Source organism: Glycomyces terrestris, assembly GCF_003933745.1.
In the GTDB taxonomy this organism is placed as follows: domain Bacteria; phylum Actinomycetota; class Actinomycetes; order Mycobacteriales; family Micromonosporaceae; genus Glycomyces; species Glycomyces terrestris.
This window is the reverse complement of the sequence record NZ_RSEB01000005.1, coordinates 200326-227325: the sequence shown is the minus strand read 5'-3', so window position 1 is coordinate 227325 and position 27000 is coordinate 200326. Positions and strand designations below refer to the sequence as shown.

Genomic DNA, 27000 nt, shown 5'->3' with positions numbered 1-27000 from the left:
GTCGGCGGGGCGGTCAGTCCAGGCTGACCGCCAGTGCGAGGTCCATCCGGTCGAGGGGATTGCGCAGGTCGCGGCCGGTGAGCTCCTCGACGCGGCGCATGCGGTACCGGACGGTGTTCACGTGGACGTGCAGGCTCACGGCGCACTGGCGCCAGGAGCCGTCGCATTCGAGGAAGCGCCGGAGGGTCGGCAGCAGGTCGGAGCGGTGCCGGGCGTCGTACTCCAGGAGCGGGTCCAGGACGCGGGTGCGGAACGCCCGCGAGACGTCGGGCGGGACGGCGGCCAGGAGCATCCGGTGCGAGACGAGGTGGTCGGGCTCGGCGACCTCGATGCGGCCGGGCCGCGGCTGGGCGAGCGCGGCGGTGTGCCGGGCCTGCTCCAGGGCGCCGCGCAGCCCGTCGGGGGAGCGGACCGGGTCGGCGATGCCGACGCCGACGGCGCCCGGCCCGCCCGGGTGCGCCCCGGCGAGCACGGCGGCGCAGCGCCGCGCCCACGCCAAGAACCGCCCGCGCTCCTCGGGCGCGGCGCCCGGACCGGCGAGGACCGCGACGGTCTCGCCGCCGCAGGTCGCCCACGCCGCCGTCGGAGGCCGCAGCGGGTCCCGGGCCGCGCCCGCGTCGAACTGGAGGGCCTCGGCGACGACGGCCTCCCTGAGCGCCTCCGGTTCACCGGTCGCCGCGATCACGACCGCCGGGCCGTCCGCGGGCAGGCCCGCCGAGCGCAGCAGGTGCGCGTCGACGCGGCCCTCCCGCAGCGCCGTCACCAGCTCGACGTGCGGGGCGGGGCGCTGCGACGGGTCGTCGAGTTCGAGCATGAGCAGGGCCGAGAGCTGCTCGGCGACGAGGCGGCGCTCCGGCGGCCACCGCGTGTGGTCGTCCCCGACGACCAGGAACCGTCCGGTGTGGATGGTGGAGCCGATGCCGAACACCGAGCAGCAGCGGTGCCGGTCGAGCGTGACCTTCTGCGGCAGGCGGTCCGAGGCGTGCGCGCGGGCGACGATCGCGGCCCGCTCCTCCTCGCCGAGCTCCAGGCTCCCGCGCAGGGCCCGACCCGTCGGCGACAGCACCTGGCACTCCATGCCCAGCTCGCGGTCGATGAGTTCGAGGATCTGCCCGATCCCGTCGGCGGCGATGAGCCGCCGGTGCCGGTCCAGGAGCGAGGCGAGGTCCCCGGAGCGGCCCGCCGACAGGCGCTGCACGATCCGCTCGGTGATCTCGGCGAACGCGACGTCGGCGTCCACGGCGAACAGCGGCAGGTCGTGGCGCCGGCACGCGTCGACCAGATCCGAGGGCACCGTGTGGAACTCGGGGTGGTCGCCCGCGCCGAGCGCGGTCACCCCGGCGGCGGTCAGGTTGCGCACGAACGCGTCCGAGTCCGGTTCGGCCCGGCGCCACATCATCCCGGTGAGCACCAGCTCCCCGCCCGACAGATACCGGCGCGGGTCGCGCAGGTCGGTCGGCACGACCCACCGCACCTCCCGGTCGAGATGGTGGCGGCCGGAGACCAGGGTCAGCCCCAGCCCGGGCATCTCTAGCAGTGAACGGAGTCGCATGGTGGCCCCCAGGGGGTCCGGCCTTCGCAGGCGGGTTCGGGACGCGTGGCGGGCCGGTCAGGTGCGCGCGGCCCTACGGCCACCATAACCCCGCCCAAGACCCGACTTTGGACGATCCTCCAGCATTTAACGGCCGGGAAACGAAGGTTTCATAGCCGGTGACAATGCCCCCTGCCTCGCGTTTCGGCTTCAATTGCCCGACGCGGCGGCAAATTTGCGACCCTGAGGGGACACCGCGGAGAACCGGACATGAACGGAGGCGCCGATGTGGACGCTCGAAGGGTTCGACACGGCGGACCCCGAGACCGCGACGGGGGTCCTCACGGCCTGCTGCGCCTCGCGCGCCTGGGCCGAGAAGGTCGCCACCGGCCGGCCTTACGGCACGTTCGCGGCGCTGCGGGCCGCCGCGCTGGCCGGCTTCGACGAGCTCGACGACGCCGAGGTCGCCGTCGCCCACGCCGCCCACCCGCGCATCGGAGGACCGCCGGGAGGCACGCCGGGGCCCGGCGCACCGGCGGACTCGCGGCCCGGCGCGGGCCGGCCGAGCGCGACGGGAGCGGCGGACGCGCCCGCACGGGCCGGCCGACCCGCCGGATCGGGCCGGCCGGCCGCGGCCCCGCCCGGGAGCACGGAGGCCGAGTGGTCCCGGAGCGAGCAGTCCCGCGCGATGACCGCGGGCGACGCCGTCAAGGCCGAGCTCGCCGCGGCGAACGCCGCCTACGAGCGCCGCTTCGGCCGCGTCTTCCTCATCTGCGCCACCGGCCTCACCGCCGAGGAGATCCTCGCCGAGGCCCGGCGGCGGCTCGCGAACGACGACGCGACCGAACGCGCCGAGGCCCGCGCCGAGCTGCGCCGGATCGTCGCGCTCCGCCTCGCCAAGGCCTTCGGCGCCGAGACCCCCGGGGAGGCCCGGTGAGCACCGTCTCCTCGCACGTCCTCGACGCCGTCACCGGCCGCCCCGCCGCCGGGGTCCACCTCACGCTCGCGCGCCGCGAGGACGACGGCGTGTTCGCCGTCGTCCACACCGGCCGCACCGACGACGACGGCCGCGTCGCCGGCTGGAACACCGCGCCCGGCCTCCACCGGCTCCGCTTCGACACCGGCGACTGGTTCGCCGCGCAGGGCACCGACACCTTCTACCCGGAGGTCGAGATCGCCTTCCTCGTCGCCGACGGGCACCACCACGTGCCGCTCCTGCTGAGCCCCTTCGCCTACTCCACGTACCGAGGCAGCTAGATGAACGCACCCGCGCCCGGGTTCACCCTGGGACCCAACAGCTACGGCAAGTCCGGCATCCGGCTCGTCCACGTCGACCGCGCCTCGGCGCGCCACGCGATCCGCGACCTGACCGTGCACACCGCGCTCGCCGGCGACCTCGACGCCACGCACTACAGCGGCGACAACACCGGCGTGCTCCCCACCGACACGCAGAAGAACACCGTGTACGCGTTCGCGCGCGACGGCGTCGGCGCGATCGAGGCGTTCGCCGAGCGCCTCGCCCGGCACTTCGTCGAGACCGTCCCGGCCGTCGCGCACGCCCGGGTCCGGATCGAGGAGCACCCGTGGACGCGCATCGGCGACCACTCCTTCGCCCGCGGCGAGGGCGGCGAGCTGCGCACCGCGGAGGTGCGCTTCGACGGGGCCGCGTCGGTGACCGCGGGGGTGCGGGACCTGCTGCTGCTCAACACCACCGACTCCGAGTTCAGCGGGTTCCTCGTCGACGGGTACACGACGCTGCCCGAGACCGACGACCGCATCCTCGCCACGGCCGTCACGGCCGCCTGGGACTACGCGGCCGCGCCCGCCGACCCCGACGAGGCGTTCCGGGCGGCCCGGGCCGCCCTGCTCGACGCGTTCGCCGGGACCTACTCGCTCTCGCTGCAACAGACCCTCTACGCCGTCGGCGAGCGCATACTGAAGACGGTCCCCGAGGCCCGCGAAGTGCGGCTGTCCCTGCCGAACCGGCACCACTACCTGCTCGACCTCGGCCCGCTCGGCCGCGACAACCCGGGCGTCGTCTTCCAGGCCGGGGACCTCCCCTACGGGCTCATCGAAGGCACGGTCCGAAGGGAGGCGCCATGAGCACCGCGGCCCCGGCCCGCCCCGCCTTCCACCGCCCGGCGGCGGTGGACGAGGCCGTGCGCCTCCTCGCCGAGCACCCCGAGGCCGTCCCGGTCGCGGGCGGCACCGACCTCATGGTCGCCGTCAACTACCGGCTCGCCCGGCCCGAGGCGATGCTCGACCTCACCGGCGTCGCCGAACTGCGCGAGTGGGCCGACGAGGGCGACGCGGTCCGCATCGGCTCCGGCGTCCCGTACGCGCGCATCACCGCCGAGCTCGCCGCGGTCCTCCCCGGCCTGGCCGCCGCCGCGCGCACCGTCGGCTCCCCGCAGATCCGCAACCGCGGCACCCTCGGCGGGAACCTCGCCACCGCGTCCCCGGCCGGCGACGGCCACCCGCCGCTCCTCGCGACCGGCGCGACCGTCGAGATCGCCTCCGCCGCGGGCGCGCGCCGCGTCCCGATCGGCGAGTTCTTCCTGGGCCCCAAGCGGTCCGCGCTCCGGCCGGGCGAACTCGTCACGGCCGTGACCGTCCCGAAGGCCGCTGGCCCGCAGCAGTTCCTGAAGGTCGGCACCCGCAACGCGATGGTCATCGCCGTCTGCTCGTTCGCCCTCGCGCTCGACCCCGCCGCGCGCCCCATCGACGACGTCCGCGGCACCGCCGACTACCGCCGCCACGCCCTCGCCGTCTGCGCCGCCCGCGCCCTGCGCCGAGTCTGGGCCGCCGCCCACGAGAGGAGCCCCCGATGACGCAGCCCGCAACCGGCCCGGCCGCCGCGACCGCGGCGGTGACCGCGATCCGCGTGACCATGCGCGTCGACGGCGCCGAGGTCGCCGCCGACGTGGACCGGCCCGGGGAGAGCCTGCTGTCGACGCTGCGCGACCGGCTCGGCCTCACCGGCGCGAAGAACGCCTGCGAGCAGGGCGAGTGCGGGTCCTGCACGGTGCTCCTCGACGGCGATCCCGTCTGCGCGTGCCTGGTGGCGACCGCGCAGTGCGAAGGCCGCGAAGTGCAGACCGTCGTCGGGGCCGTGCCGCGGCCGGTGCGCGACGCGTTCGTGCAGCGCGGAGCCGTCCAGTGCGGGTTCTGCACCCCCGGGCTCCTCGTCGCCGTCGCCGACCTCCTCCGTCGCGAGCCGGACCCGGCCGACGCCCGCATCCGCGAGGCCCTCGCCGGGAACCTGTGCCGCTGCACCGGGTACGAGAAGATCATCGACGCCGTCCACACGGCCGCCGCGACCATGGCGGGTGATCGCCCATGACTCACTCCATCGCCGCACCTCCTTCCACATCCATTCCGAGGCAGGCCCCAACCGTGCCCACCAGGTGTGACAATCCGACCCCGGAGCGTGCCGAATGAGCGCGGTCGTGATCGAGAACACCTATGTGGCGACCGTGGACGCGGCCGGCACCGAGCACCCGACCGGGCACGTCGTGGTCGAGGACGGCCTGATCACCGCCGTCGGGCCCGGCCCCGCACCGCGCGTCGACGGCGCCCGCCGCATCGACGGGACCGGCTGCCTCGCCACCCCCGGCCTGGTCAACACCCACCACCACCTCTACCAGTGGGCCACCCGCGGCCACGCGACCGACCACACCCTCTTCGAATGGCTCGTCGACCTCTACCCCGTCTGGGGCCGCATCCGACCCGGGCACGTGGCCGCCGCGAACACCGCCGGGCTCGCCTGGCTCGCCCTGTCCGGCTGCACCACCGCCGCCGACCACCACTACGTGTACCCGAGCGGCCTCGCCGCCGAGCTCGTCGACGTGCAGGTCGCGGCCGCCGCACGGATCGGCGTCCGGCTCCAGCTCGCCCGCGGCTCCATGGACCGCGGCGTCACCGACGGCGGCCTCCCGCCCGACCGGATCGTGGAGGACCTCGACGCCGCCCTCGCCGCGACCGCCGCGGCCGTCGACCGCCACCACGACCCCGAGCCCGGCTCGATGCTGCGGATCTCGGTCGCGCCGTGCTCGCCGTTCTCCGTCTCGACCGAGCTCCTCGAGCAGTCGGCCGCGCTCGCCCGCGACAAGGGCGTGCGCCTCCACACGCACCTGTGCGAGACCGTGGACGAGGCCGAGTTCTGTGCCGAGGTCCACGGCTGCGACCCCGTCGAGTACATGGACAGGGTCGGCTGGATCGCCGACGACGCGTGGCTCGCCCACGCCGTGCACCTCGACGACCGCGCCCGGGCCCGCCTCGGCGCGGCCGGCACCGGCGTCGCGCACTGCCCGTCCTCCAACGCCCGCCTGGGCACCGGCCTCGCCGACGTCCCCGGCATGCTCGCCGCCGGCATCCCGGTCGGCCTCGGCGTCGACGGCGCCGCCAGCCAGGAGGCCGGCCACCTGGGGGAGGAGCTGCGCCAGGCCGTCTACACGGCGCGGCAGCTCCACGGCCCGCACGCCATGGACGCGCGCACCGCGCTGCGCCTCGCGACCGCCGGAGGCGCGCACGTGCTCGGCCGCGGCGCCGAGATCGGGTCCCTCGAACCCGGCAAGCAGGGCGACATCGCCCTGTGGGACCTCACCGGCCTCGGCCACGCCGGCATCGCCGACCCCGTGACCGCCCTCGTCCTCGGACCCGCCGCGCCCCTGCGGCTCCTCGCCGTCGCCGGGGAGACCGTCGTCGCCGACGGCGAACTGCGCACCGCCGACACCGAGACGCTCGCGAAGGACCTCGCCGCCGCCAGCGCCGACCTCAGGGAGGCCCGCGATGCCTGAACCCACGACTCCGACCCCTTGGGCAGCCGGCGGGGTCGGGCACTCCCCGATCCGCCCCGACGCCGAAGCGAAGGTCAACGGCGCGTTCGACTACGCCTCCGACCTCGCGTTCGACGGGATGCTGTGGGGCCACACGCTCCGCAGCCCCCACCCCAGGGCCCGCATCCGCTCCGTCGACACCGGCCCGGCGCTCGCCCTCCCCGGCGTCGCGGCCGTGCTCACCGCCGCCGACGTCCCCGGGAAGCTCCACTACGGACTCATCGAGGCCGACCAGCCCGTCCTCGCCCCCGGCGAGGTGAACTACCAGGGCGAGGCCGTCGCGATCATCGCCGCCGACACCCTCGACCTCGCCCGCCGCGCCGCCGCCCTCATCGACGTCGACTACGAGATCCTCGAACCCCGCTGCGACGCGGGCGAAGCCGTCGCCGCGGGCGACTGCTTCCGGTACCAGCCCGTGCGCGTCGGCGACCCCGACACCGCCCGGGCCGCCGTCGTCGTCGCCCGCGAATACGAGGTCGGCATGCAGGACCAGGCGCCGCTCGGCCCCGAATCCGGCGTCGCCGTCCCCGCCCCCGACGGCGGCCTCGTCCTCCACGTCGCCACCCAGTGGCTCCACTCCGACCTCGACCAGATCGCGCCCTGCCTCGGCCTCGAACCCGGCCGCATCCACCTGACCATGGCCGGGATCGGCGGCGCATTCGGCGCCCGCGAAGACCTCTCCGTCCAGATCCACATGGCGATGCTCGCCCTGCGCACCGGCCGGCCCGTGAAGATGATGTACGACCGCGCCGAGTCCTTCCTCGGCCACGTCCACCGCCACCCCGCCCGCATGCGCTACGAGCACGGCGCCGACGCCGACGGCCGCCTCGTCTACGTCAAGGCGCACATCGTCCTCGACGGCGGCGCCTACGCCTCCACCACCGAGGCCGTCGTCGGCAACGCCGCCTCGCTCGCCGTCGGCCCCTACAACGTCGAGCACGTCAGCATCGACGCGTGGGGCGCCCGCACCAACAACCCGCCGTGCGGCGCGATGCGCGGCTTCGGCGGCGTCCAGACCTGCTTCGCGTACGAGTCCCAGATGGACGCCCTCGCCGACGCCCTCGGCCTCGACCCCCTCGAGATCCGCCGCCGCAACGCCCTCGCCCAAGGCGACCAGCTCATCACCGGCCAGGTCGTCGACGCCGTCGACCCCGACAAGGCCGCCGCCGGCGCCCCGTTCTCCCCGCTGCGCGACCTCATCGACCGCTTCGCCGACCTCCCCGTCCCGCCCGTCCCCGCCGGCCGCGACATCGTCGACCTCCCCGGCGGCACCGGCAACACCACCCACGGCGAAGGCGTGCGCCGCGGCGTCGGCTACGGCGTCGGCCTCAAGAACATCTGCTACTCCGAAGGCTTCGACGACTACTCGACCGCCCGCGTCCGCCTCGAACTCGGCGGCCCCGAGCACGACGGCGAACCCGTCGCCTACGTCCACACCGCCGCCGCCGAAGTCGGCCAGGGCCACTGGAACCTCCAGCAGCAGATCGCCCGCACCGAACTCGGCATCCGCCACGTCGTCCTGCTCCCCAACGACACCAAGGCCGGCTCCGCCGGGTCCTCCTCCGCGTCCCGCCAGTCCTACATGACCGGCGGCGCCGTCAAAGCCGCCTGCGAAGCCGTCCGCGAACTCTGGCACGACCGCGACCTCGCCGACGGCCCCATCGAAGCCGTCCGCGTCTTCCGCCACCGCGCCACCAAACCCATGGACCCCGTCACCGGCCAAGGCGAGAGCCACGTCCAGCTCGCCCTCTGCGTCCACCGCGCCACCGTCGACGTCGACGTCGAACTCGGCCTCGTCAAAGTCGTCGACCTCACCTGCGTCCAGGACGTCGGCACGATCCTCAACCCCGTCGCCCTCGAAGGCCAGATCCACGGCGGCACCGCCCAAGGACTCGGCCTCGCCGTCATGGAGGAGATCATCACCCGGGACGGACACGTCGCGAACGCGTCCTTCACCGACTACCTCATCCCCACCATCCTCGACATGCCCCCGATGCGGCTGCGCATCGTCGAAAACGCCGACCCCGACGCCCCCTACGGACTCCGCGGCGCCGGCGAACCCCCCACCCTCTCCTCCACCCCCGCGATCGTCGCCGCCATCCGGGACGCCACCGGTCTGCCGCTCACCCGCGTCCCCGTCCAACCCGAGCACCTCACCGTCCGGAGGCCGTCATGAACACCATCGCCGCCGCACTGCGCGCCTGGATGCGCGAAGGCCGCCCCTTCGCCCTCGCCTCCCTCATCGGGGCCACCGGGTCCTCGCCGCGCCCGCTCGGCACCGCGCTCGCCGTCGACGACCAGGGCACCGCCGTCGGCGGCGTCTCCGGCGGCTGCGTCGAAGCCGCCGTCTACCTCAAATGCCAGGAAGTCCTCGAAACCGGTATCCCCGCCGTCGAATCCTTCGGCTACAGCGACGACGACGCCGTCGCCGTCGGCCTCACCTGCGGCGGCACCATGGACGTCCTCATCGTCCGCGTCGCACCCGACGACACCGCCATCGCCGCGACCCTCGACGCCATCCTCGACGGCGAACCCGTCACCCTCGTCCGCACCACCGCGGGCCCCCGCCTCGGCCAGGCCGTCGCCATCACCGCCCACGGCGTCGTCCCAGGCCGCACCGGCGGCCCCCTCGAACTCGGCGACGCCGACCTCGCCGCCTCCGGCCGCACCGGCGAATACGCCGTCGAAGTCCACACCCCGCCGCCGCGCCTCCTCGTCTACGGCGCCGTCGACTTCGCCGGGCCCCTCGTCAGGATCGCCAAGCAGCTCGGCTACCGCGTCACCGTCTGCGACGCCCGCCCCGTCTTCGCCACCGACATCCGCTTCCCCGAAGCGGACGAGGTCGTCGTCGACTGGCCCCACCGCCACTTCGACAAAACTGACGTCGACGCCGACACCGCGATCTGCGTCCTCACCCACGACGAGAAGTTCGACACGCCCCTCCTCGAACGCGCGCTCGCCTCCGACGCCGGATTCATCGGCGCCCTCGGCTCCCGCGCCACCCACCGCGACCGCCTCGCCCGGCTCCGCGACAGCGGCGTCCCCGAGGCCGCGCTGGCCCGGCTCAGGTCCCCGATCGGCCTCGACCTGAACGGCCGCACCGCAGAGGAGACCGCGCTGTCGATCCTCGCCGAGATCACCGCGGTCCGCAACGGCGCCGCGGCGGGCTTCCTCACCGAAGCCGAAGGACCCATCCACCGCTGACCGACCCGCGGGCCGCCCGGCCCGCGCCAGGACAGCCCGAACCGGCCCGCACGGGCCGAGCCGGAAGGCCGACCGAGCGGCCGGGCCGAACGACCGCAACCCAGCGGCCGCGGACCGGACGACCGGCCGGGAGACCGGCCGCGACGCACACCGCGGCGACCGGCGGGGCCGCCGACATGGCGAGTGAGCGGCAAGACCGCCGCAGCAGGCACCAGCGGCTCGGCGGCCGACCGCTCCGGCGGTCACCACCGGCCCGGCGGCCGGTCGGCGGTCACCGCCAGCCGGACCGACCGGCGGCGCCGGGCGCCGACAACCGAACCGCAAGCGAAGCACCGAAGGAGCCGAAGCGATGGTCCACATGTTCCTCAACGGAGGCGGCATGAAAGGCGGCAACCTCCACCACCTCATCGGCGGCGCGCCCTTCCTCGGACCCGCGACGACACTGCCGATCTACCGCCTCCACGCCGTCCCGCTCGACGGCGCCGCCGACGACCACCCGGCCCTCCAGGCCGCGCCTCCCGGCGAAGGCGCCGCCATCGAAGGCGAGCTCTACGACATCGACCTCACCGTCCTTCGCACCTCCCTGCTGCCCGCCGAACCGCCGGACCTCGAACTCGGCGTCGTCGGCCTCGCCGACGGCACCGAAGCCCTCGGCATGCGCCTCCGCGACGCCTGCGCCGACCTCCCCGGCATGGTCGACATCACCGCCCACGGCTCTTGGCGGGCCTACAGGGCGTCGAAGGCCGGAACGCCATGAGCCGCACGCACTCCGCTCCCGGCTCCGCATTCGACCCCGCGTCCGACTGCGCATTCGACTCCGCGCCCGGCTCCGCATTTGACTGCGCATTCGACTCCGCACACGACTGCGTGTCCGACTCCGCATTCGAGTCCGCACCCGCGGGCCGCGGCCCCGCCGCCGCGTCGCACGGCCGCGACGCGCACCGGCCCCGCCTCGACCAGCGCTCCCGCCGCGCCACCTCCCCTCTCTCGTCACTGTGCGCTCACTTGGAGTCACTATGATGACCGACGCCTCCGACATCGCCGCTCCCGTCGTCTACGACCTGGTGCTCCGCTCCCGGCGCACCGTCCTCCCCGACGGCGAGCGGCCCGCCGCCGTCGCCATCGCCGGGGAGCGCATCGCCGTCATCGGCGACTACACCGAACCGATCTCCGCCCGCCGCACCGAAGACCTCGGCGACCTCGCCCTCCTCCCCGGCCTGGTCGACACCCACGTCCACGTCAACGAACCCGGCCGCACCGAATGGGAGGGCTTCGCGACCGCCACCCGCGCCGCCGCCGCGGGCGGCGTCACCACCCTGATCGACATGCCCCTCAACAGCCTCCCGCCCACCGTCGACACCGCCGCGCTCGCCGCGAAACGCGAAGCGGCCAAAGGGAAGACCTGGATCGACACCGGATTCTGGGGCGGCGCGATCCCCGGCAACGAGACCGAGCTCAAAGCCCTCCACGAAGCGGGCGTCTTCGGCTTCAAGTGCTTCACCGCCCCCTCGGGCGTCGACGAGTTCCCGCCCCTCGACCGCGCCGGCCTCATCCGCGCCTGCACCACCACCGCCGCCCTCGGCACCGTCCTCATCGTCCACGCCGAGAACCCCGACCACCTCCGCGACACCGACACCGCCCCCGGCTTCGCCGACTTCCTCGTCACCCGCCCGCCCGGCGCCGAGACCGACGCGGTCCAAGGCGTCATCGACGCCGCCAAGGCCACCCGCGCCCGCGTCCACATCCTCCACCTCTCCGCCGCCGCCGCCATCGAGCAGATCCACCGCGCCCGCCGCGACGGCGTCGCCATCACCGCCGAGACCTGCCCCCACTACCTCGCCCTCGCCGCCGAACACGTCCCCGACGGCGCCACCGCCTACAAGTGCTGCCCGCCCCTCCGCGACGCCGCCAACCGCGACGCCCTCTGGGACGGCCTCGCCCGAGGCCGCATCGACTTCGTCGTCTCCGACCACTCGCCCAGCCCGCCCGCCATGAAGACCGGTGACTTCGCCACCTCCTGGGGCGGCATCGCCTCCCTCCAGATCGGACTCCCCGTCGTCTGGACCGAGGCCCGCGCCCGCGGCCACGGCCTCGCCGACGTCGCCCGGTGGATGTCCCGCGGCCCCGCCGACTTCGCCGGCCTCCACCGCAAGGGCCGCATCGCCGCCGGCGCCGACGCCGACCTCGTCGCCTTCGACCCCGACCGCGAATGGACCGTGCGCGGCGCCGACCTCCTCCACCGCCACCCCGTCACCCCCTACGACGGCCGCCGCGTCACCGGCCGGGCCGTCGCCACCTGGCTGCGCGGCAAGCGCATCGGCACCGAGGCCGCCCCGCGCGGCCGACAGCTGCACAGGAGCCCGCGATGACCGACACCGCCGCCCAGATCCCCGAGCCCCGCGCCGACGCGCCCGACCGGTGGGCCCTCCCCGACCTCGCCGCCCGCGCCCTCGGCGGCGCCGTCCTCGCCGCCAACGACGAGTCCTTCGCCGAGAAGGAGCACCTCATCCAGCCCTACCCCGTCGTCCACGCCGCGCACACCTTCGGCGCGAAAGGCCAGGTCTACGACGGCTGGGAGACCCGCCGTCGCCGCACCGACGGCCACGACTGGGCGATCGTCCGCCTCGGCGTCCCCGGCGTCATCAGCGCCGTCGCCGTCGACACCGCCTACTTCACCGGCAACTACCCGCCGCGCGTCTCCGTCGACGCCTGCCGCGCCGACGGCCACCCCGCCGTCGCCGACCTCCTCCGCGCCGACTGGCGCACCATCGTCCCCGTCTCGGACGCCAAGGGCGACACCCGCAACGAGTACGACGTCGACGACCCCCACCGGTACACCCACGTCCGCCTCAACCTCCACCCCGACGGCGGCGTCGCCCGCCTCCGCGTCCACGGCACCCCCGTCCCCGACCCGGCCGGCTTCGCCGACCTCCCCCTCGACCTCGCCGCCCTCGCCAACGGCGCCGCCGTCACCGGCGCCTCGAACGCCTTCTACTCCAACCCGACCGGCGCGATCATGCCCGGCCTCCCCGCCAGCCAGGCCGACGGCTGGGAGACCGCCCGCCGCCGCACCCCCGGCCACGAATGGCTCGACGTCCGCCTCGCCGGCCGCGGCGTCATCCGCGTCGCCGAACTCGACACCACCCACCTCAAGCACAACGCCCCCGGCTGGGCCTCCCTCGACGCCCGCGACGGCGCCGAGTCCTTCCCCCTCCTCGAACGCACCCCGCTCCAACCCGACACGCCCCACCGCTTCGTCCTCACCGGCGACCGGCCCGCGACCTCCGTGCGGCTCAACATCTTCCCCGACGGCGGCATGGCCCGCCTCCGCCTCTACGGCCGCCTCACCCCCGAGGCCCTCCGCGAGCTGGAAACCCGCTTCCGGGCCTGACGCCGCGGCGCTATCCTCCCCGCATGGCACACCAGACCCGGACCGAGCAGCAGACCACCGCCGACGACTTCTTCCGCACCGAGATCCGCACCGGCCGCATCGAACGCGCCGAAGTCTTCGCGAAGGCCCGCAAACCCGCCTACAAGCTCTGGATCGACTTCGGCGACCTCGGCGTCAAACGCTCCAGCGCCCAGATCACCGCCCGCTACACCCCCGACGACCTCATCGGACGCACCGTCGTCGCCGTCACCAACTTCCCGCCCCGCCAGATCGCCGACTTCATGTCCGAAGTCCTCGTCCTCGGCGTCCCCATCGACGGCACCGACGACGTCGTCCTCCTCGCCCCCGACGCCGACGTCCCCCTCGGCGCCCGCATCTCCTGACCGCCCGGCGCCGGCCTGTTCGCCCAGCGTTCAGATTCGGCGCCGCAACCTCCGGTGACGGCCGCACGTTTCCCCTTCATCAGCCGTTCCGCCGCCGACCGGGCCCCGGCCGCCGCGGCGACCGCACCTGGAGTGTCCAATGAGCACACCCTTCAAGAAGGCAGGACGCCTGCCGGCGGCCCTCGCCGCGGTCCTCGCGGCCGCGGCCGCCGGAGCCGGCGCGTTCGCGCCGCCCGCCGCTGCTCAAGCCCCGGTCCCGTCGGACGTCTCCCTGCACCTCGACAACCCGCACGTTCCCGGCGCCCCACCGCGGGCGGCCTCGCTCGACGTCGCCTTCGACGAGGACCCGACCGGCGTGCTCCTCATGCGACTCGAAGTCGACGCCCCCGACGCCACCGTCTACTTCGGCGCCGGCACCGGGTGCGAGACGCCCGACAACCAGCCCTCCATCGAATGCGAGCATCCCGACCCCGGACCGGCGAACACGTTCGCGTTCACCGTCGCGGCCGCCACCGGCACCGAGCCGGGCGATTACGACTACACGCTCACGATCCTCCTCGACGGCACCGAGATCCACACCGAGTCCGGCGTGGTCGAAGTCGCCGAGGAACGCGCTGACGGCGTGTTCCGCGACTTCACGCACGAGTACCTCTCGTTCACCGGCGTCGAGCCCGGATCGGTCGTGGAGGCGTCGCCGCGAATCCTCCAGAACAGCGCCCTGCCGGACCACATCGCGGCCCTCGGGGTCTTCTTCGGCGGCCCGGTCGGACCGGGACTCAGCCTCGACGGCGTGGGCGTCACCGCGCCGTGGGACAACTGCACGCCGGACATCGTCATGCCCAGCGGCGGCTGGTACTGCTTCTTCACCGACATCGAGGACCTGCCGGGCACCGTCCTCGGGTTCTCCGAACCGATCCGGTACCAGGTCGACGGCGACGCGCCCGGCCCGATGCTCGCGTGCGGCTGCTCATACGACCTCTTCGGCATCAGCCAAGAGGTCTTCGACCGCGACTTCGGCGGCGTCTGGTGGGACCCCGCCTCCACGAACCTGCTCGGCATCGGCGCGGCCGCGAACCAGGAGGACCCGGTGCCCGGCGACGAGCCCACCCGCGGCGCCGTCGACATCGAGACGACCGCCAATCCCTACGACCTCTACACCGGAGGCGCCGACCTCCGCGGCCGCGTGGTCGAAGTGACCGTCCCGGTCGGGAACGACGGCCCCGCCGCCGCGCTCAACCGCGCCCTCGGCGAGGAGGAGCCGGCGTACCAGCTCCGCGGCCGGCTCCCCGAGGGCGCCGAACTCGTCTCGCTCGACAGCGACGGCGTGGACCAGTGGACCTGCGCCGACAGCGGCGAACTGGACGCGCTCCACGAGGCCGCGGGCGACGGCACCGGACTCGACCGCTTCGACTTCGTCTGCTCCTTCTGGGCCCTCGAACCCGACGAGGAGCGCGAGTTCACGTTCACCGTGGACCTGGACGGCGCCACGGGCGAACCGGGCGCGCTCGAGGTCGCCGCGCTCTACCGCGGCGTGGACGGACTCGACCTCGACGGCGACCCGTCGAACGACACCGCCGCCCTCACGGTCGACGACCGCGCCCTGCCGAACACCGGCACCTCCACGATCACCGTCGTGGCGGTCGCCGCCGGGGCGCTGGCGCTCGGCATCGTGCTCTTCGTGCTGACCCGCCGCCGCCGGGAACCCGCGGCGGCCGCGGGCGACGCCGACGCCACCGGCACCGCCGACGGCGGCGAAGGCACGTCGAACCCGGCCTCCTAATCATCCGGCCCGTCGCCGGCCTCCGCGTCCGCTCGCGGGGGCCGGCGTCCGGCCCTGCGCAGGGCCATCCTGAACAGCGCACCTCCCTCCGGGGACTCGAGGACCCAGACCATGCCGCGGTGGGCGAGCACCACGTCCTGCACGATCGCCAGGCCCAGTCCGGCCCCGCCCTCGTCGCGGCTGCGAGATTCGTCGAGGCGCACGAACCGGTCGAAGATCCGCCGCCGCTCTCCGGCGGGGACGCCGTTGCCGTCGTCGCCGACGTCGAGGTGGAGCCACTCCCCGTCCTCGGCCGCGAGGGTGACGGTGACGGCGGTCGCGGCGTGGCGCTGCGCGTTCGCGAGCAGGTTGCCCACGGCGCGCGCGAGGTGCCCGCGCACGCCGAAGACCGCGAGGTCCTCCTCGACCTCGAGCCGCACCGGCACCCGGTCGGAGGCCGACCGCCGCGCCACCTCTTCGCGCACGAGCTCGGTGAACGGCACTTCGGCGTGCGGCGGCCGCTCCCCGGCGTCGAGGCGGGCGAGCAGGAGCAGGTCGGCGGCGAGGTCCTGGAGCCGGATGACGTCGGCGAGCGTGGCGTCGAGGTCGAGGAGCTGCGGGTGGTCGCGGGCGATCTCGATCTGGCTGCGGAGGATCGCGAGCGGGCTGCGCAGCTCGTGGGAGGCGTCGGCGACGAACCGGCGCTGTTGCGCCACGGCGTGGTCGAGCGCGGCCAGCGTGGTGTTCGTGGTGACGGCGAGGCTGTGGATCTCGTCGCGGCTCGCCGGGACCGGCACCCGCCGGGACAGGTCGCCGCCGGTGATCGAGATGAGCTCCTTCTGGATCGCGCCGACCGGCCGCAGCGCCCGCCGCGTCACGAGCCACGTGGTGACCGCGACGACCGCGAGCAGCACCGGCAGGGCCAGCCACATCGTGTCGGCGACGCTCCGCACGGCCTCCTCCTGCGTCTCCAGCGACGCTCCCGAGTAGACGGTGTACGCGGTGCCGTCCGGTGCGGTCGCGGTCGTGGCCGCGAACCGGTACGGCGCGTCCTCGCCGTCCACGGTCACGGTCTCGTAGGCGACCGACGACCCGACCGCGCCGCTCGCGGACCCCTGCTCGTCGGACGGCGTCTCGGTGTCGTCCGGTTCGTCCCCGTCGTCATCGTCGTCGTCATCGGTCCGGTCCTCGTCATCGTCGTCGGCCTCTTCGGTGGTCTCGGCGGCGACGGGGTCGGGCGCGGGGGCGAAGTCGCCGATCGCGCCGAGTCCTTCGAGGTCGTCGCTGGCGGCCACGACCCGGCCGGTCGCGTCGAGGATCTGGGCGGCCTCGTCGTCGTCCGGCAGCGTGACCGCGGCCGGGGCGGTGCCGGAGGCGAGCTGCCCGGCGATCGAGCGAGCGCTGACCTCGGCGGTGAGTTCGGCGCGGCCGTAGAGGTTGTCGCGCAGGAGCGCGACGACGAGGAACCCGGCCGCGACGAGCGCGATCGCGACGACGACCGTGGCGCCCAGGGTGGTGCGGGCGCGCACCGACTCGGGCAGCCACAGCGGCCGCGGGCCGCCGGACTGCCGTGCGGACAGCCTCTTCGCCCGCTCGGCCTGCTTCCTATCCACCGTCGGCCGCCAGCCGGTAGCCCGCCCCGCGGACGGTGGTGATGGCGGCCCTGCCGTAGGGCGCGTCGATCTTGCGGCGCAGGTTGGAGATGTAGACCTCGACGATGTTGACGTCGCCGTCGTAGGCGAAGTCCCAGACGTGCTCGAGGATCTCCGACTTGGACACGACCTGCCCGGCCCGGCTCGCGAGGTATTCGAGGACCGCGAACTCCTTGGCGGTGAGGTCGACCGGGGCGTCGCCGCGGCGGCAGGCGCGCTTGGCGGGGTCGACCACGAGGTCGCCGAAGCGCCACACGTTCGGCTGCGCGGACCTGCCGCGGCGCAGCATGGCCCGGATGCGGGCCTGGAGGACGACGAAGGAGAACGGCTTGGTCAGGTAGTCGTCGGCGCCGGTGTCGAGGCCCTCGGCCTCGTCGTACTCGCCGTCCTTGGCGGTGAGCATGAGGATCGGCGTCTCGACGCCTTCCTTCCGCAGGGTCTCGCACACCTGGTAGCCGTTCATGCCGGGCAGCATGATGTCCAGGATGATCGCGTCGTAGCCGCCGTTGCGGGCCATCGACAGGCCGGTCCGGCCGTCGTGGGCCAGGTCCACGGCGTACCCCTCGGCCTTGAGCCCGGCGGCGACCACCTCGGCCAGCCGCTGCTCGTCTTCCACCATCAGCAAACGCATGTCCCGAAGCTTGACACAGGGAACCTGAAGCCAAGCTGAAGTCGGTCTTCCCGGCTCCCATGGGCCTACTACCAGCGCGAACGCCCCGGCGCCCCGGTCCCGGAACTCGAACCTGAAGCCGTCTTCAGGTGACTTCAGCTTGGCTTCAGGTTCGAGGGCGCATGGTTGCCGACATCAGATCCGAACGGACCGAGAGGACCAGCCATGAACGAGCAGACTCCCGCCCAGCAGCCCGAGGCCCCGCAGCGGACCCGCCGCTTCACCGGCCGCCACCGCACCCTCGTGATCGCCGGCGCCGCCGGCGCGATCCTCCTGGGCGGCGGCACCGCCGCGGCCTTCGCGGCCGACCTGGACGACGCCGACGACCGCCGCGAGGAGAACAACTCGACCGGCGCCTCCGGCACCGCCCTCGACCTCGACGACAAGTACGACGCCGACGACAACGGCTCGGACGATGACTTCCAGCTCCCGGCCGACGCGATCGGCGAAGACGCGGCCGTCGAGGCCGCCCTCGCCGAGATCGACGGCACGGTCCGCGACACCGACCTCGAGGGCACGGCCGAGGTCCCGGTCTGGATCATCGACATCACCGACGCCGACGGCGTCGAGTGGGACGTCGCGGTCGACGCCCTCGACGGCACGGTCCTCGACTCGGCCCAGGACGACGACCAGAACGACGACGGCTCCGACGACCACGACGCGGACGATGACGACGACACCGACGACGACCGCCACGACGACGATGACGACCGCGGCGACGACTAGTCGCAGCACCAGAAACGACCGATCAGGCCGGCCCTCACCGGCCCGACGACCGATAACCAGCAACTGACAACAGCATCCCCTGGGGGTCCGCGCGGCATGCCGCGCGGACCCCCAGGGCCAGAAAGGGTGGGTGGGGCGGGGGGAGGGGAGGGGCCCCCACGATGCGACAGGCATGCGGTGGGCGGTGGGCGGTCCGTAGCCAGGCTGCCGAATGCGGGGCCATTGCTGGCGGCTAGCGGCTGATGGCCGGGGCGGGGCCGATGGGTGCGGTGGGCGGTGGGCGATCCGAGATGGGTTGTCGGATGCGGGGGCGGAGGCTGGCGGTTTGGTGGCCGGAGGTGGGTTCTTGAATGCGCGGAGCGAAGGCAGGAGGCGGGTGGCCGGAGGCGGAAGGTAGCTGCGTGAGGTGGGCGGCCGGAGGCGAGTCTCCGGCCGCCCGGTGGGAGCGGACTAGTTCTTCACCCGGTAAGCGAGGCAAGCGAACTGGCCGCTCGGCCTGGCCTCGATGAGTTCGAGGCGGTCCGAGAGGATGCGGCGGGGGAGGAGCGGCGCGCCGCCGCCGAGAAAGACCGGAGCGAGGCTCACTCGGATCTCGTCGAGCAGGCCCGCCTCGAAGAACTGGCCGACGAGGTCGCCGCCGCCGACGATCCAGAGGTCCTTGCCTTCGGCCACCGCGGTCATCTCGGCGTGGACCGCGGCGACGTCGCCCGAAGCGAACCTGATGTCGGCGCCCGGCACCGCCGGGAGCTCGCGGCTCGTGAAGACCCAGGCCGGCTGCTCGTACTCCCACTTCTCCGGCTGCTCGAGCACGTGCTCGAAGTTCAGGATCCACTCGTACGTGGTGGACCCCATGCAGATCGCGCCGACGCCCTTCAGGAACTCGGCGAACTCGTCGAGCGGCGTCTCCGCGCCGCCCTCGCCCGCGCCCAGGTCATCCGGATGCCCCCCGGGGACCGTGAAGAGCCACTCCAGGGAGTTGTCGGGATCGGCGATGAACCCGTCGACGGAGGTCGCGGTGTTGTACACGGTTTTGCCCATCCGCCAAGCCAACCACGGGCCACCGACACCCCGGCCGCGAATCCCGGGCGACCGCATTCGAACACCCGAGCCCCGCGGCGCGGCCGCACCGATCCGACGCGTCGGGCCGCTACTGTCGGATACACGACATTGACCGTTTTGTAGGGAATCAGGCGCTTCGACGTATTTAGGTGGGAGTGCGTCACAAGGCGCAGTCACGATCAAGTTTCACCAAAGGGGTGATCATGGTAATGAAGAAGCTCTTCACGGCCATCGGCGTCGCGGCGGCCGCGTTCGCGCTGTCGCTGTCCGCCGCGTCTCCGGCCGCGGCCGTGCCCGCCCAGGCGCCGACTCCCGTCAAGTCGCGCATCGAGTCCACGACCGCGGCGGACACCGTCGCCCCCGCCAGCGCCGTCGAGCAGCGCACCTGCCGCGCCCGCTTCTCCGAGAACGTCAACCACCGGCTTCGCGCCGAAGCCGGCTCGGCGATCCTCGGCTCCATCCCGGCCGGCGCCTGGGTGCAGACCTCCTGCACCCGCGTCGCGGGCGGCGAGTACACCGCGTGCGGGCTCTCCAGCGACTTCTGGATGGAGGTCTACTGGAACGGCAACTGGGGCCACGGCGCCTGGGGCTGCGTCAAGGACTGGGAGTTCACCTCGTAAGCAGCGCAAGACGACAGGGGGCCGGGATGTACTCCCGGCCCCCTGCTCGCGTCGTCAGTTCACGCCGTCAGGCGCAGCGCGTTCCCGATGATGCGGTGCCCGTGCGCGCCCGCGGCCGTCAGGATCGACTCGGGGTGGAACTGCACCCCGAACCACCGCTTCGCGGGCGCCTCGATCGCCATGACGACCTCGTCGATCGCCGCGGTCGGCGTGAAATCGCCCTTGACCTGGTCGGCCGTCGCGTACAGCGAGTGGTAGCGGGCCGCGGTCACCTCGTCGGGCAGCCCGTCGAACAGGCCCCCGCCGGTGACCTTCACGTTCCCCGGCTTGCCGTGGCTCGGCTCCTCCAGCAGCGAGAGCCGCCCGCCCGCGTGCTCGACCATCGCCTGGAGCCCCAGGCAGACGCCGAACGCCGGCAGCGAGCGCCGCTCGAGCTCGTCGAGCAGGTCCGCGGTCCCGAAGTCCTCGGGCCGGCCCGGGCCCGGCGAGAGCACCACCAGGTCCGGCGCCAGTTCATCCAGCGTGGACGGCACGTCGAAGCCGAACCGCAGGGTCGTCACCTCGCAGCCGTGCTGGCGGAAGTAGTCCCCGAGCGTGTTCACGAACGAGTCCTCGTGGTCGACCAGCAGGACCTTCCGGCCCTCCCCGGCCGGCCCGCCGGCGACCTCGATCGGCTCCGGCACCGGCGCGGCTGCGCCGACGCCCCCCGCCGCCGTCTCCAGGAGCGCCCGCGCCTTCAGGTGCGTCTCGGCCTCCTCGGCCGCGGGGTCGGAGTCGTACAGCAGCGTCGCGCCCGCGCGCACCCGCGCCACGCCCTCGCGGACCTGCGCCGTGCGCAGCGTCAGGCCCGTGTTCATCGACCCGTCGAAGCCCACGAACCCGACCGCGCCCCCATACCAGCGCCGCGGCGTCGTCTCCTGCTCCTCGATGAACCGCATCGCCCACGTCTTCGGCGCGCCCGTCACCGTCACCGACCACATGTGCGTCAGGAACGCGTCGAGCGCGTCCATGCCCTCCCGCAGCCGCCCCTCGACGTGGTCGACCGTGTGGATCAGCCGCGAGTACATCTCGATCTGCCTGCGCCCCAGCACCTTCACCGAGCCGGGCACGCACACGCGCGCCTTGTCGTTGCGGTCCACGTCGGTGCACATGGTCAGCTCCGACTCCTCCTTCGGGGAGCCGATGAGCGCCGCGATCTGCGAGGCGTCGTGCAGCGGGTCGTCGCCGCGCGCGATCGTCCCCGAGATCGGGCACGTCTCCACCCGGTCGCCCTGCACCCGCACGAACATCTCCGGCGAGGCGCCCACCAGGTACTCGCGGTCGCCGAGGTTGAAGATGAACTCGTACGGCGCCGGGTTCGCCGTGCGCAGCCGCTCGTAGAACGCCGTCGGCGAGTCGCACGCCGCGTACATCTCGTGGCCCGGGACGACCTCGAACAGGTTGCCCGCCTTGAACTCCGCCTTCGCGCGCCGCACCGTGTCCGCGTACACGCCCGGCACCGGCCCGTCCGGCACCGCCGCGGCCGGCACGTAGTCGAGCGACTCGGTCTCCCGCGCCAGGCCCTTCGTCGACCGGCCCCCGAACGCGAACTCGTACCGGCGCACCTGCGCGGTCTCGCGCTTGCGGTCGACCACGTAGATCTCGTCCGCCAGGTGCAGCACCAGGTCGCGCTGGTCGGCCGGGCGGTCCTTCGCGTACGGGATCGGCTCGAACTGGTACGCCAGGTCGTACCCGAACGCCCCCCACAGGCCCAGGTACGGGTCGTCGCAGCGGAGCGCGTCGAGCACCACCCGCAGCGCCGAGAACGCGGTCGGCAGCTTCGAGCGCAGCTCCTCCGGCACCCGGCCCGTCGGCGCCGGGACCTCGACGCGCACCTCGCCGTCCCCGCGCGCCACCGCGCCGACGCCGGCCGCCGCGAGCGCGTCCGCGAGGACGTCGACCAGCAGGTCGCCGCGGTCGTTCAACCGCCGCACCGTCACCGTGCGCCCGCGCGCCACGACCTCCAGGGACGGGTCGACGTACGCGAGGTGGTAGCGCGAATAGCGGCCCGGGTACTCCATGCCGCTGGAGAGGACGCCGCCGCGGCGGGCCTCCACCTGCGCCACCACGGACGTCAGGTCGGGGGAGTCGAGGTCGGACACCGTCCGCTCGACCGTCACGCCCGACGGGGTCTTGAACACTGTCATCAGGGCCTCTTCCTCAAGGATCGCTGGGTCTCGAGTCCCGTCCTGAGGCGGCCGACCCCGGATACGACGAAGCGACCGCCTTCAAGACGGTCGCTCACTTCGCTCGCACGCAAAAGCAGGACGCCGCCTCAGCGACGCCACCACCAGTTGTTCGCGTGGATGCTCACACTCCGAATGGTACATGTCCGCCCCTTGGGACGCCGCCCGGTGAGACCGGGCGGCGCGGCGGCCGTAAATCGCTCGCGGGCCCCCGGCCGGGCAGCGCTACACTTGCGGGCAACAGCGTCGACCCGGCCATCACCGGCGAGCTTCCGGAAGAACCGGCCCACCGCGGCGCAGCCGCGCGGGCCCCACTAGACCCGGACGGACGCGGCCCGTCACCGCCGCCGAACGAGCGGGCGCATCCGTGCGCCAAGCGAGGTGGTACCGCGGGCCGCCCTCACCGAAGCGAGGGCGCGGCTCGTCCTCGCACACTGACCAGCAAGGTGTGTGTGAGGAGACACGGGTCCATGGCCTATCCACTCGACGACCCCCGACGGGGCGTTCCCGCGAGCCCGAACCTGCCGGAGGTCGAGCGCCGCGTCCTCGACTTCTGGACCAAGGACGACACCTTCCAGGCCTCGATCGAGGCCCGCGACGCCGGCGAGAACGGCGCGAACGAGTTCGTCTTCTACGACGGCCCGCCCTTCGCCAACGGCCTGCCCCACTACGGGCACCTCCTCACCGGGTACGTCAAGGACATCGTCCCCCGCTACCAGACCATGCGCGGCAGGCGCGTCGAGCGGCGCTTCGGCTGGGACACCCACGGCATGCCCGCCGAGGTCACCACCGAGAAGGAGCTCGGCCTCAAGACCAAGGCCGAGATCGAGGCGTACGGCATCGACCGGTTCAACGCCGCCGCCAAGGCCTCCGTCCTCCAGTTCACCGGCGAATGGCACGACTACGTCACCCGCCAGGCCCGCTGGGTCGACTTCGAGAACGACTACAAGACCCTCGACCTCACCTACATGGAGAGCGTCATGTGGGCCTTCAAGACCCTGTACGACAAGGGCCTGGTCTACGAGGGCTACCGCGTGCTCTGGTACTGCTGGCGCTGCGAGACCCCCCTGGCCGCCACTGAGACCAAGATGGACGACACGTACCGGGACCGCCAGGACCCGGCCGTCACCGTCGGCCTCGACGTCGTCGACGACGGGCCCCTGAACGGCGTCAAGCTCCTGGTGTGGACGACCACGCCCTGGACGCTGCCGTCGAACCTCGCCGCCGCCGTCCACCCCGACGTCGACTACGCCGTCGTCGCCACCGGGGACGGCCGCTACCTCCTGGCCGAGGCCCGCCTCGCCGCGTACGCGCGCGAACTCGGCGAGGACCCCGAGGTCCTCTCCCGCCACAAGGGCGCCGACCTCGTCGGCCTGCGCTACAACCCGCCGTTCGACTTCTTCGCCGGCCGCGAGAACGCCCACCAGGTCCTCACCGCCGACTACGTCACCACCGAGGACGGCACCGGCGTCGTCCACATCGCCCCCGCGTTCGGTGAGGAGGACAAGGTCGTCACCGACGCCGCCGGCATCGAACCGGTCGTGCCCGTCGACGACTCCGGCAAGTTCACCGACGAGGTGCCCCCCTACGCGGGCGTGCACGTCTTCGACGCGAACAAGCTCATCATCAACGACCTCAAGGCCACCCAGCGGCTGCTGCGCCACGACACCTACAACCACAACTACCCGCACTGCTGGCGCTGCGGCTCCCCGCTGATCCAGCGCGCCCTCTCGGCGTGGTTCGTGGCCGTCACCCGGTTCCGCGACCGCATGGTCGAGCTGAACCAGGAGATCGACTGGACCCCCGGCCACATCAAGGACGGCCAGTTCGGGAAGTGGCTCGCGAACGCGCGCGACTGGAACATCAGCCGCAACCGCTTCTGGGGCTCCCCGATCCCCGTGTGGGTCTCCGACGACCCCGCCTACCCGCGCGTCGACGTCTACGGCTCCCTCGCCGAGCTCGAACGCGACTTCGGCGTGCACGTCACCGACCTGCACCGGCCCCACATCGACGAGCTCGTGCGGCCCAACCCGGACGACCCCACCGGGAAGTCCGTCATGCGCCGCGTCCCCGAGGTCCTCGACTGCTGGTTCGAGTCCGGGTCCATGCCGTTCGCGCAGGTCCACTACCCGTTCGAGAACGCCGACTGGTTCGAGCACCACTTCCCAGGCGACTTCATCGTCGAGTACACGGCGCAGACGCGCGGCTGGTTCTACCTGCTGCACGTCCTGTCCACGGCCCTGTTCGACCGGCCCGCGTTCCGGACCGCCGTCGTCCACGGCACCCTCCTCGGCGCCGACGGGCAGAAGATGTCCAAGTCGCTGCGGAACTACCCGGACGTGCGGGAGTCCTTCGAGCAGTACGGATCCGACGCCGTCCGCTGGTCCCTCGTCTCGTCCCCGGTCCTGCGCGGCGGCGACATGCCCGTCACCGAGACCGGCTTCCGCGACGCCGTCCGCCAGATCGTGCTCCCGCTGTGGAACACGTGGTACTTCTACACGCTCTACGCCGGCGCCTCCGGCTACGAGGCGAGCCCGGAGGAGGCCCGCGCGACCGCGCTGGCGTCCGAGCACCGGCTCGACCGGTACCTGCTGGCGAAGACCCGCGAACTGGTCGAGCAGACGACCGAGGCCATGGACGGCTACGACCTCGTGGCCGCGACCGCCGCGTTCCGGTCCTACCTCGAGTCCCTCACGAACTGGTACGTGCGCCGCTCGCGCGACCGCTTCTGGGAGGGCGACGAGGCCGGGTTCGCGACCCTCGCGACGGCGCTGAAGACCGCCACCGAGGTCGCGGCGCCGCTGCTGCCGATGGTCGCCGAGGACATCTGGAAGGGCCTCACCGGCGGCCGCTCGGTGCACCTCGCCGACTGGCCGGATGCCGCGGACCTGCCCGCCGACCACGCCCTCGTGGAGGCGATGGACGCCGTGCGCGACATCGCCTCGGTGGGCCTGTCCATGCGCAAGGCCCGCAAGCTCCGGGTGCGCCTGCCGCTGGCGAAGGTCACGGTCGCGACCCCGCACGCCGAGCGCCTCGCGCCGTTCGCGGACCTGCTCAAGGACGAGCTGAACGTCAAGGCCGTCGAGTTCGACTCGAACGTCGAGGCGTACTCGAAGTCCGACCTGAAGCTGGTCCCGCGCGTGCTCGGGCCCCGCCTGGGCAAGGACGTGCAGCGGGTCATCAAGGCCGTCAAGGCCGGCGACTGGACCGCCGAGGACGGCACCGTCACCGCCGGCGGCGTCGTCCTCGAGGACGGCGAGTTCGAGCTGACGATGGTCGCGGTCGACGCCGAGCACACCGAGGCCCTCCCGAACGAGGGCGGCGTGCTCGTCCTCGACACGGAGGTCACGCCGGACCTGGCCGCCGAGGGCCTCGCCCGCGACCTCGTCCGCGTCATCCAGCAGGCCCGCAAGGACGCCGGCCTCGACGTCACCGACCGCATCACCGCCACCGTCGACGCCTCCGACGCGGTCCGCACCGCCGTCGAGGCCCACCTCGACTTCGTCAAGGCCGAGACCCTGGCCCTCGACCTCGCCTTCGCGGCCCTCCCCGACACCGCCACCAGCGGCGACGCGGGAGAGGGCGAGACCGTCAAGGCCGCGGTCGCCAAGCGGTAGGCGCAAGAGATCAAGGGCCCGGCGAGCGCCGCTCGCCGGGCCCTTCGCTGTCAGGTGTGCGCGCCGCCGGCGGTCCGCGGTCCGGGCGGGGCGCCGGTCAGCGCGGCGTGGTCCAGGCGGCGAGCGCGGCCGCGAGTTCGGGGACCTCGAAGTCGCCTTTGGCGACCGCGCGGACGAATGCGTCGCCCTCGTCGACCGAGGGCACCCGCAGGTGGAAGCCGTTGAGGCCGTACATGATCTTCGCGGCCATGTACGCGAGGCGCTTGTTCCCGTCGGCGAGCGGGTGGTTGCGCGCGAGCGAGTGGAACAGGGCGGCGGCCTTCTCGTGCAGCGACGGGAACGCCTCCTGCCCGAACACGCTCGTCGCGGGCCTGGCGAGCGCGGACTCGAGGAGGCCGGGGTCGCGCACCGGCGGGTGCGCCAGGCCGGTCACGGCCCGCGCCACCACCATCAGGTCGGCGAGGTCGAGGTAGTCGATGCGGCCGGTCATGTCGCGAGCCGGTCGAGCAGTTCGCCGTCCTCAACCAGGGCGTCGGCGAGGAGCCGCTCGAACCGCCCCCGCCGCTCCGCCTCGCCGCCGGTCGTCTCGGCCGGCGCGACGTTCGCCGTCTCGGAAAGGGCCCCTTCCGTTGCGGGCTCGTTCTCCGCTGGAGTCTCGGTCATGCCGTGACTGTAGGGGTCCGGACCGGCCACGGCAACGGACATTCCGGTGCGCACGGGAACGGGCCCGGCGAGCGGCGCTCGCCGGGCCCTTCGCTGTCCGGTGCTAGGCGAGGAAGCCGCAGATCTTCCAGGCGTCGTCTTCCTTGACGAGGTCGAAGGTCTCGTCGGTGGTCTCGCCGTCGGCGGTGATGGAGGCTTCGACGGTGGCGGTGTCGCCGTCCTCGGTGACCTCGCCGATCTCGTAGGAGAGGTCTTCGAACATGGTGAACTCGTCGCCGGCCATGTCCAGGGCGGACTGGCGCTCCTCCTCGGACATGTCCGCGAACATGCCGGCGGCCTCCTTGACGCCCTCGACGTCGTCGGCGCAGAAGTGGTCGGAGGCGACCTCGCCGGCCTTGTCGGCGTCGCCGTCGAGCATGGCGGTGACCATGTCCTCGGCGCCGTTGTCGAGGAAGTTCTCGACCGCGCCGTCGGGCGTGTCGTTCCCGGCGCCGCAGGCGGCGAGGGTCAGGGCGAGCGCGAAGGCGCCGCCGGCGACGGCGGTGGTGCGGCGGAGCGTGACGTTGATGCTCATGAGATCCAATCAGATCGGGGGGATCGCGTCCGGCCTGGGCAGGCCGGTTCGAACGCCAGATTAGAAGGGCATGGCAAACCCGCGGCGA

Annotated in this window: 24 protein-coding genes; 16 read left to right on the top strand and 8 right to left on the bottom strand. The window is 73.4% G+C overall.

The window, feature by feature from the left end:
- Positions 1–13 precede the first annotated feature (13 nt).
- On the bottom strand, positions 14–1528 hold the full coding sequence (locus EIW28_RS18855) for a PucR family transcriptional regulator (RefSeq protein WP_158630464.1): 1515 nt from the start codon (positions 1526–1528) through the stop codon (positions 14–16).
- Positions 1529–1817: 289 nt separating this feature from the next.
- Here EIW28_RS18855 and EIW28_RS18850 point away from each other — a divergent pair, with 289 nt between their 5' ends.
- The 13 genes from EIW28_RS18850 to EIW28_RS18790 all read left to right on the top strand — a co-directional run bounded on the left by EIW28_RS18850 (position 1818) and on the right by EIW28_RS18790 (position 15127).
- Entirely contained in the window at positions 1818–2468 is a 651-nt protein-coding gene (locus EIW28_RS18850; protein ID WP_125249259.1) for a 2-oxo-4-hydroxy-4-carboxy-5-ureidoimidazoline decarboxylase, read from the top strand.
- Positions 2465–2788: a hydroxyisourate hydrolase gene (uraH, locus tag EIW28_RS18845; protein WP_125249258.1), complete on the top strand. Its 324-nt coding sequence runs from the start codon at positions 2465–2467 to the stop codon at positions 2786–2788. The genes EIW28_RS18850 and uraH overlap by 4 nt, the downstream gene beginning before the upstream one ends.
- Positions 2789–3634: a factor-independent urate hydroxylase gene (gene pucL, locus EIW28_RS18840; protein WP_125249257.1), complete on the top strand. Its 846-nt coding sequence runs from the start codon at positions 2789–2791 to the stop codon at positions 3632–3634.
- Positions 3631–4362, top strand: a complete 732-nt coding sequence (locus EIW28_RS18835) for an FAD binding domain-containing protein (RefSeq protein ID WP_125249256.1) — start codon at positions 3631–3633, stop codon at positions 4360–4362. Before pucL ends, EIW28_RS18835 begins: the two co-directional genes overlap by 4 nt.
- Positions 4363–4409: 47 nt before the next feature.
- Positions 4410–4874 (top strand): (2Fe-2S)-binding protein, encoded by a 465-nt coding sequence (locus tag EIW28_RS18830; protein WP_197717388.1) that lies wholly within the window; start codon positions 4410–4412, stop codon positions 4872–4874.
- A 94-nt stretch (positions 4875–4968) separates the two neighbouring features.
- Complete coding sequence (locus EIW28_RS18825; protein WP_125249255.1) at positions 4969–6330, top strand: 8-oxoguanine deaminase; 1362 nt, start codon at positions 4969–4971, stop codon at positions 6328–6330.
- Positions 6323–8545, top strand: coding sequence for a molybdopterin cofactor-binding domain-containing protein (locus EIW28_RS18820; protein ID WP_187350630.1), 2223 nt, complete (start codon positions 6323–6325; stop codon positions 8543–8545). The genes EIW28_RS18825 and EIW28_RS18820 overlap by 8 nt, the downstream gene beginning before the upstream one ends.
- Positions 8542–9573, top strand: coding sequence for an XdhC family protein (locus tag EIW28_RS18815; protein WP_125249254.1), 1032 nt, complete (start codon positions 8542–8544; stop codon positions 9571–9573). The genes EIW28_RS18820 and EIW28_RS18815 overlap by 4 nt, the downstream gene beginning before the upstream one ends.
- A gap of 349 nt (positions 9574–9922) precedes the next feature.
- Entirely contained in the window at positions 9923–10330 is a 408-nt protein-coding gene (locus EIW28_RS18810) for an allophanate hydrolase-related protein (RefSeq protein WP_125249253.1), read from the top strand.
- A 262-nt stretch (positions 10331–10592) separates the two neighbouring features.
- Positions 10593–11942: an allantoinase AllB gene (gene allB / locus EIW28_RS18805; RefSeq protein WP_125249252.1), complete on the top strand. Its 1350-nt coding sequence runs from the start codon at positions 10593–10595 to the stop codon at positions 11940–11942.
- Entirely contained in the window at positions 11939–12964 is a 1026-nt protein-coding gene (gene alc / locus EIW28_RS18800) for an allantoicase (RefSeq protein WP_125249251.1), read from the top strand. The genes allB and alc overlap by 4 nt, the downstream gene beginning before the upstream one ends.
- 23 nt (positions 12965–12987) lie before the next feature.
- Positions 12988–13347 (top strand): tRNA-binding protein, encoded by a 360-nt coding sequence (locus EIW28_RS18795; RefSeq protein ID WP_125249250.1) that lies wholly within the window; start codon positions 12988–12990, stop codon positions 13345–13347.
- A gap of 139 nt (positions 13348–13486) precedes the next feature.
- Positions 13487–15127 carry an LPXTG cell wall anchor domain-containing protein gene (locus tag EIW28_RS18790; RefSeq protein ID WP_125249249.1) on the top strand — a complete coding sequence of 547 codons (1641 nt, stop codon included), beginning with the start codon at positions 13487–13489 and terminating at the stop codon, positions 15125–15127.
- Here the strand turns inward: EIW28_RS18790 and EIW28_RS18785 are convergent.
- Both EIW28_RS18785 and EIW28_RS18780 read right to left on the bottom strand, forming a co-directional pair.
- Positions 15124–16635, bottom strand: coding sequence for a sensor histidine kinase (locus EIW28_RS18785; protein WP_125249497.1), 1512 nt, complete (start codon positions 16633–16635; stop codon positions 15124–15126). The two genes, EIW28_RS18790 and EIW28_RS18785, sit on opposite strands and share 4 nt — an antisense overlap.
- A 76-nt stretch (positions 16636–16711) precedes the next feature.
- The gene (locus EIW28_RS18780; protein WP_125249248.1) at positions 16712–17389 is read right to left on the bottom strand and encodes a response regulator transcription factor; all 678 of its coding nucleotides are present in this window, start codon (positions 17387–17389) and stop codon (positions 16712–16714) included.
- A gap of 204 nt (positions 17390–17593) precedes the next feature.
- On the opposite strand from EIW28_RS18780, the gene EIW28_RS18775 reads away from it, so the two are divergent.
- Positions 17594–18154 (top strand): PepSY domain-containing protein, encoded by a 561-nt coding sequence (locus EIW28_RS18775; RefSeq protein WP_125249247.1) that lies wholly within the window; start codon positions 17594–17596, stop codon positions 18152–18154.
- A 450-nt stretch (positions 18155–18604) separates the two neighbouring features.
- On the opposite strand, the gene EIW28_RS18770 is transcribed toward EIW28_RS18775, so the two are convergent.
- Positions 18605–19192 (bottom strand): dihydrofolate reductase family protein, encoded by a 588-nt coding sequence (locus EIW28_RS18770; protein ID WP_125249246.1) that lies wholly within the window; start codon positions 19190–19192, stop codon positions 18605–18607.
- Between the two features lie 224 nt (positions 19193–19416).
- On the opposite strand from EIW28_RS18770, the gene EIW28_RS18765 reads away from it, so the two are divergent.
- Positions 19417–19833: a hypothetical protein gene (locus EIW28_RS18765; RefSeq protein ID WP_125249245.1), complete on the top strand. Its 417-nt coding sequence runs from the start codon at positions 19417–19419 to the stop codon at positions 19831–19833.
- A 59-nt stretch (positions 19834–19892) separates the two neighbouring features.
- Here EIW28_RS18765 and EIW28_RS18760 read toward each other — a convergent pair whose 3' ends face one another.
- Positions 19893–22019 carry an anthranilate synthase component I gene (locus EIW28_RS18760; protein ID WP_125249244.1) on the bottom strand — a complete coding sequence of 709 codons (2127 nt, stop codon included), beginning with the start codon at positions 22017–22019 and terminating at the stop codon, positions 19893–19895.
- 509 nt (positions 22020–22528) lie between these two features.
- On the opposite strand from EIW28_RS18760, the gene ileS reads away from it, so the two are divergent.
- Positions 22529–25675, top strand: a complete 3147-nt coding sequence (ileS, locus tag EIW28_RS18755) for an isoleucine--tRNA ligase (protein WP_125249243.1) — start codon at positions 22529–22531, stop codon at positions 25673–25675.
- Positions 25676–25772: 97 nt separating this feature from the next.
- On the opposite strand, the gene EIW28_RS18750 is transcribed toward ileS, so the two are convergent.
- From EIW28_RS18750 to EIW28_RS18745, 3 genes are all read right to left on the bottom strand, one after another.
- Positions 25773–26165 carry a type II toxin-antitoxin system death-on-curing family toxin gene (locus EIW28_RS18750; RefSeq protein WP_125249242.1) on the bottom strand — a complete coding sequence of 131 codons (393 nt, stop codon included), beginning with the start codon at positions 26163–26165 and terminating at the stop codon, positions 25773–25775.
- On the bottom strand, positions 26162–26338 hold the full coding sequence (locus tag EIW28_RS24340) for a hypothetical protein (protein ID WP_158630463.1): 177 nt from the start codon (positions 26336–26338) through the stop codon (positions 26162–26164). The genes EIW28_RS18750 and EIW28_RS24340 overlap by 4 nt, the downstream gene beginning before the upstream one ends.
- Positions 26339–26441: 103 nt before the next feature.
- The gene (locus tag EIW28_RS18745) at positions 26442–26912 is read right to left on the bottom strand and encodes a DUF4878 domain-containing protein (RefSeq protein WP_125249241.1); all 471 of its coding nucleotides are present in this window, start codon (positions 26910–26912) and stop codon (positions 26442–26444) included.
- Positions 26913–27000: the final 88 nt, after the last annotated feature.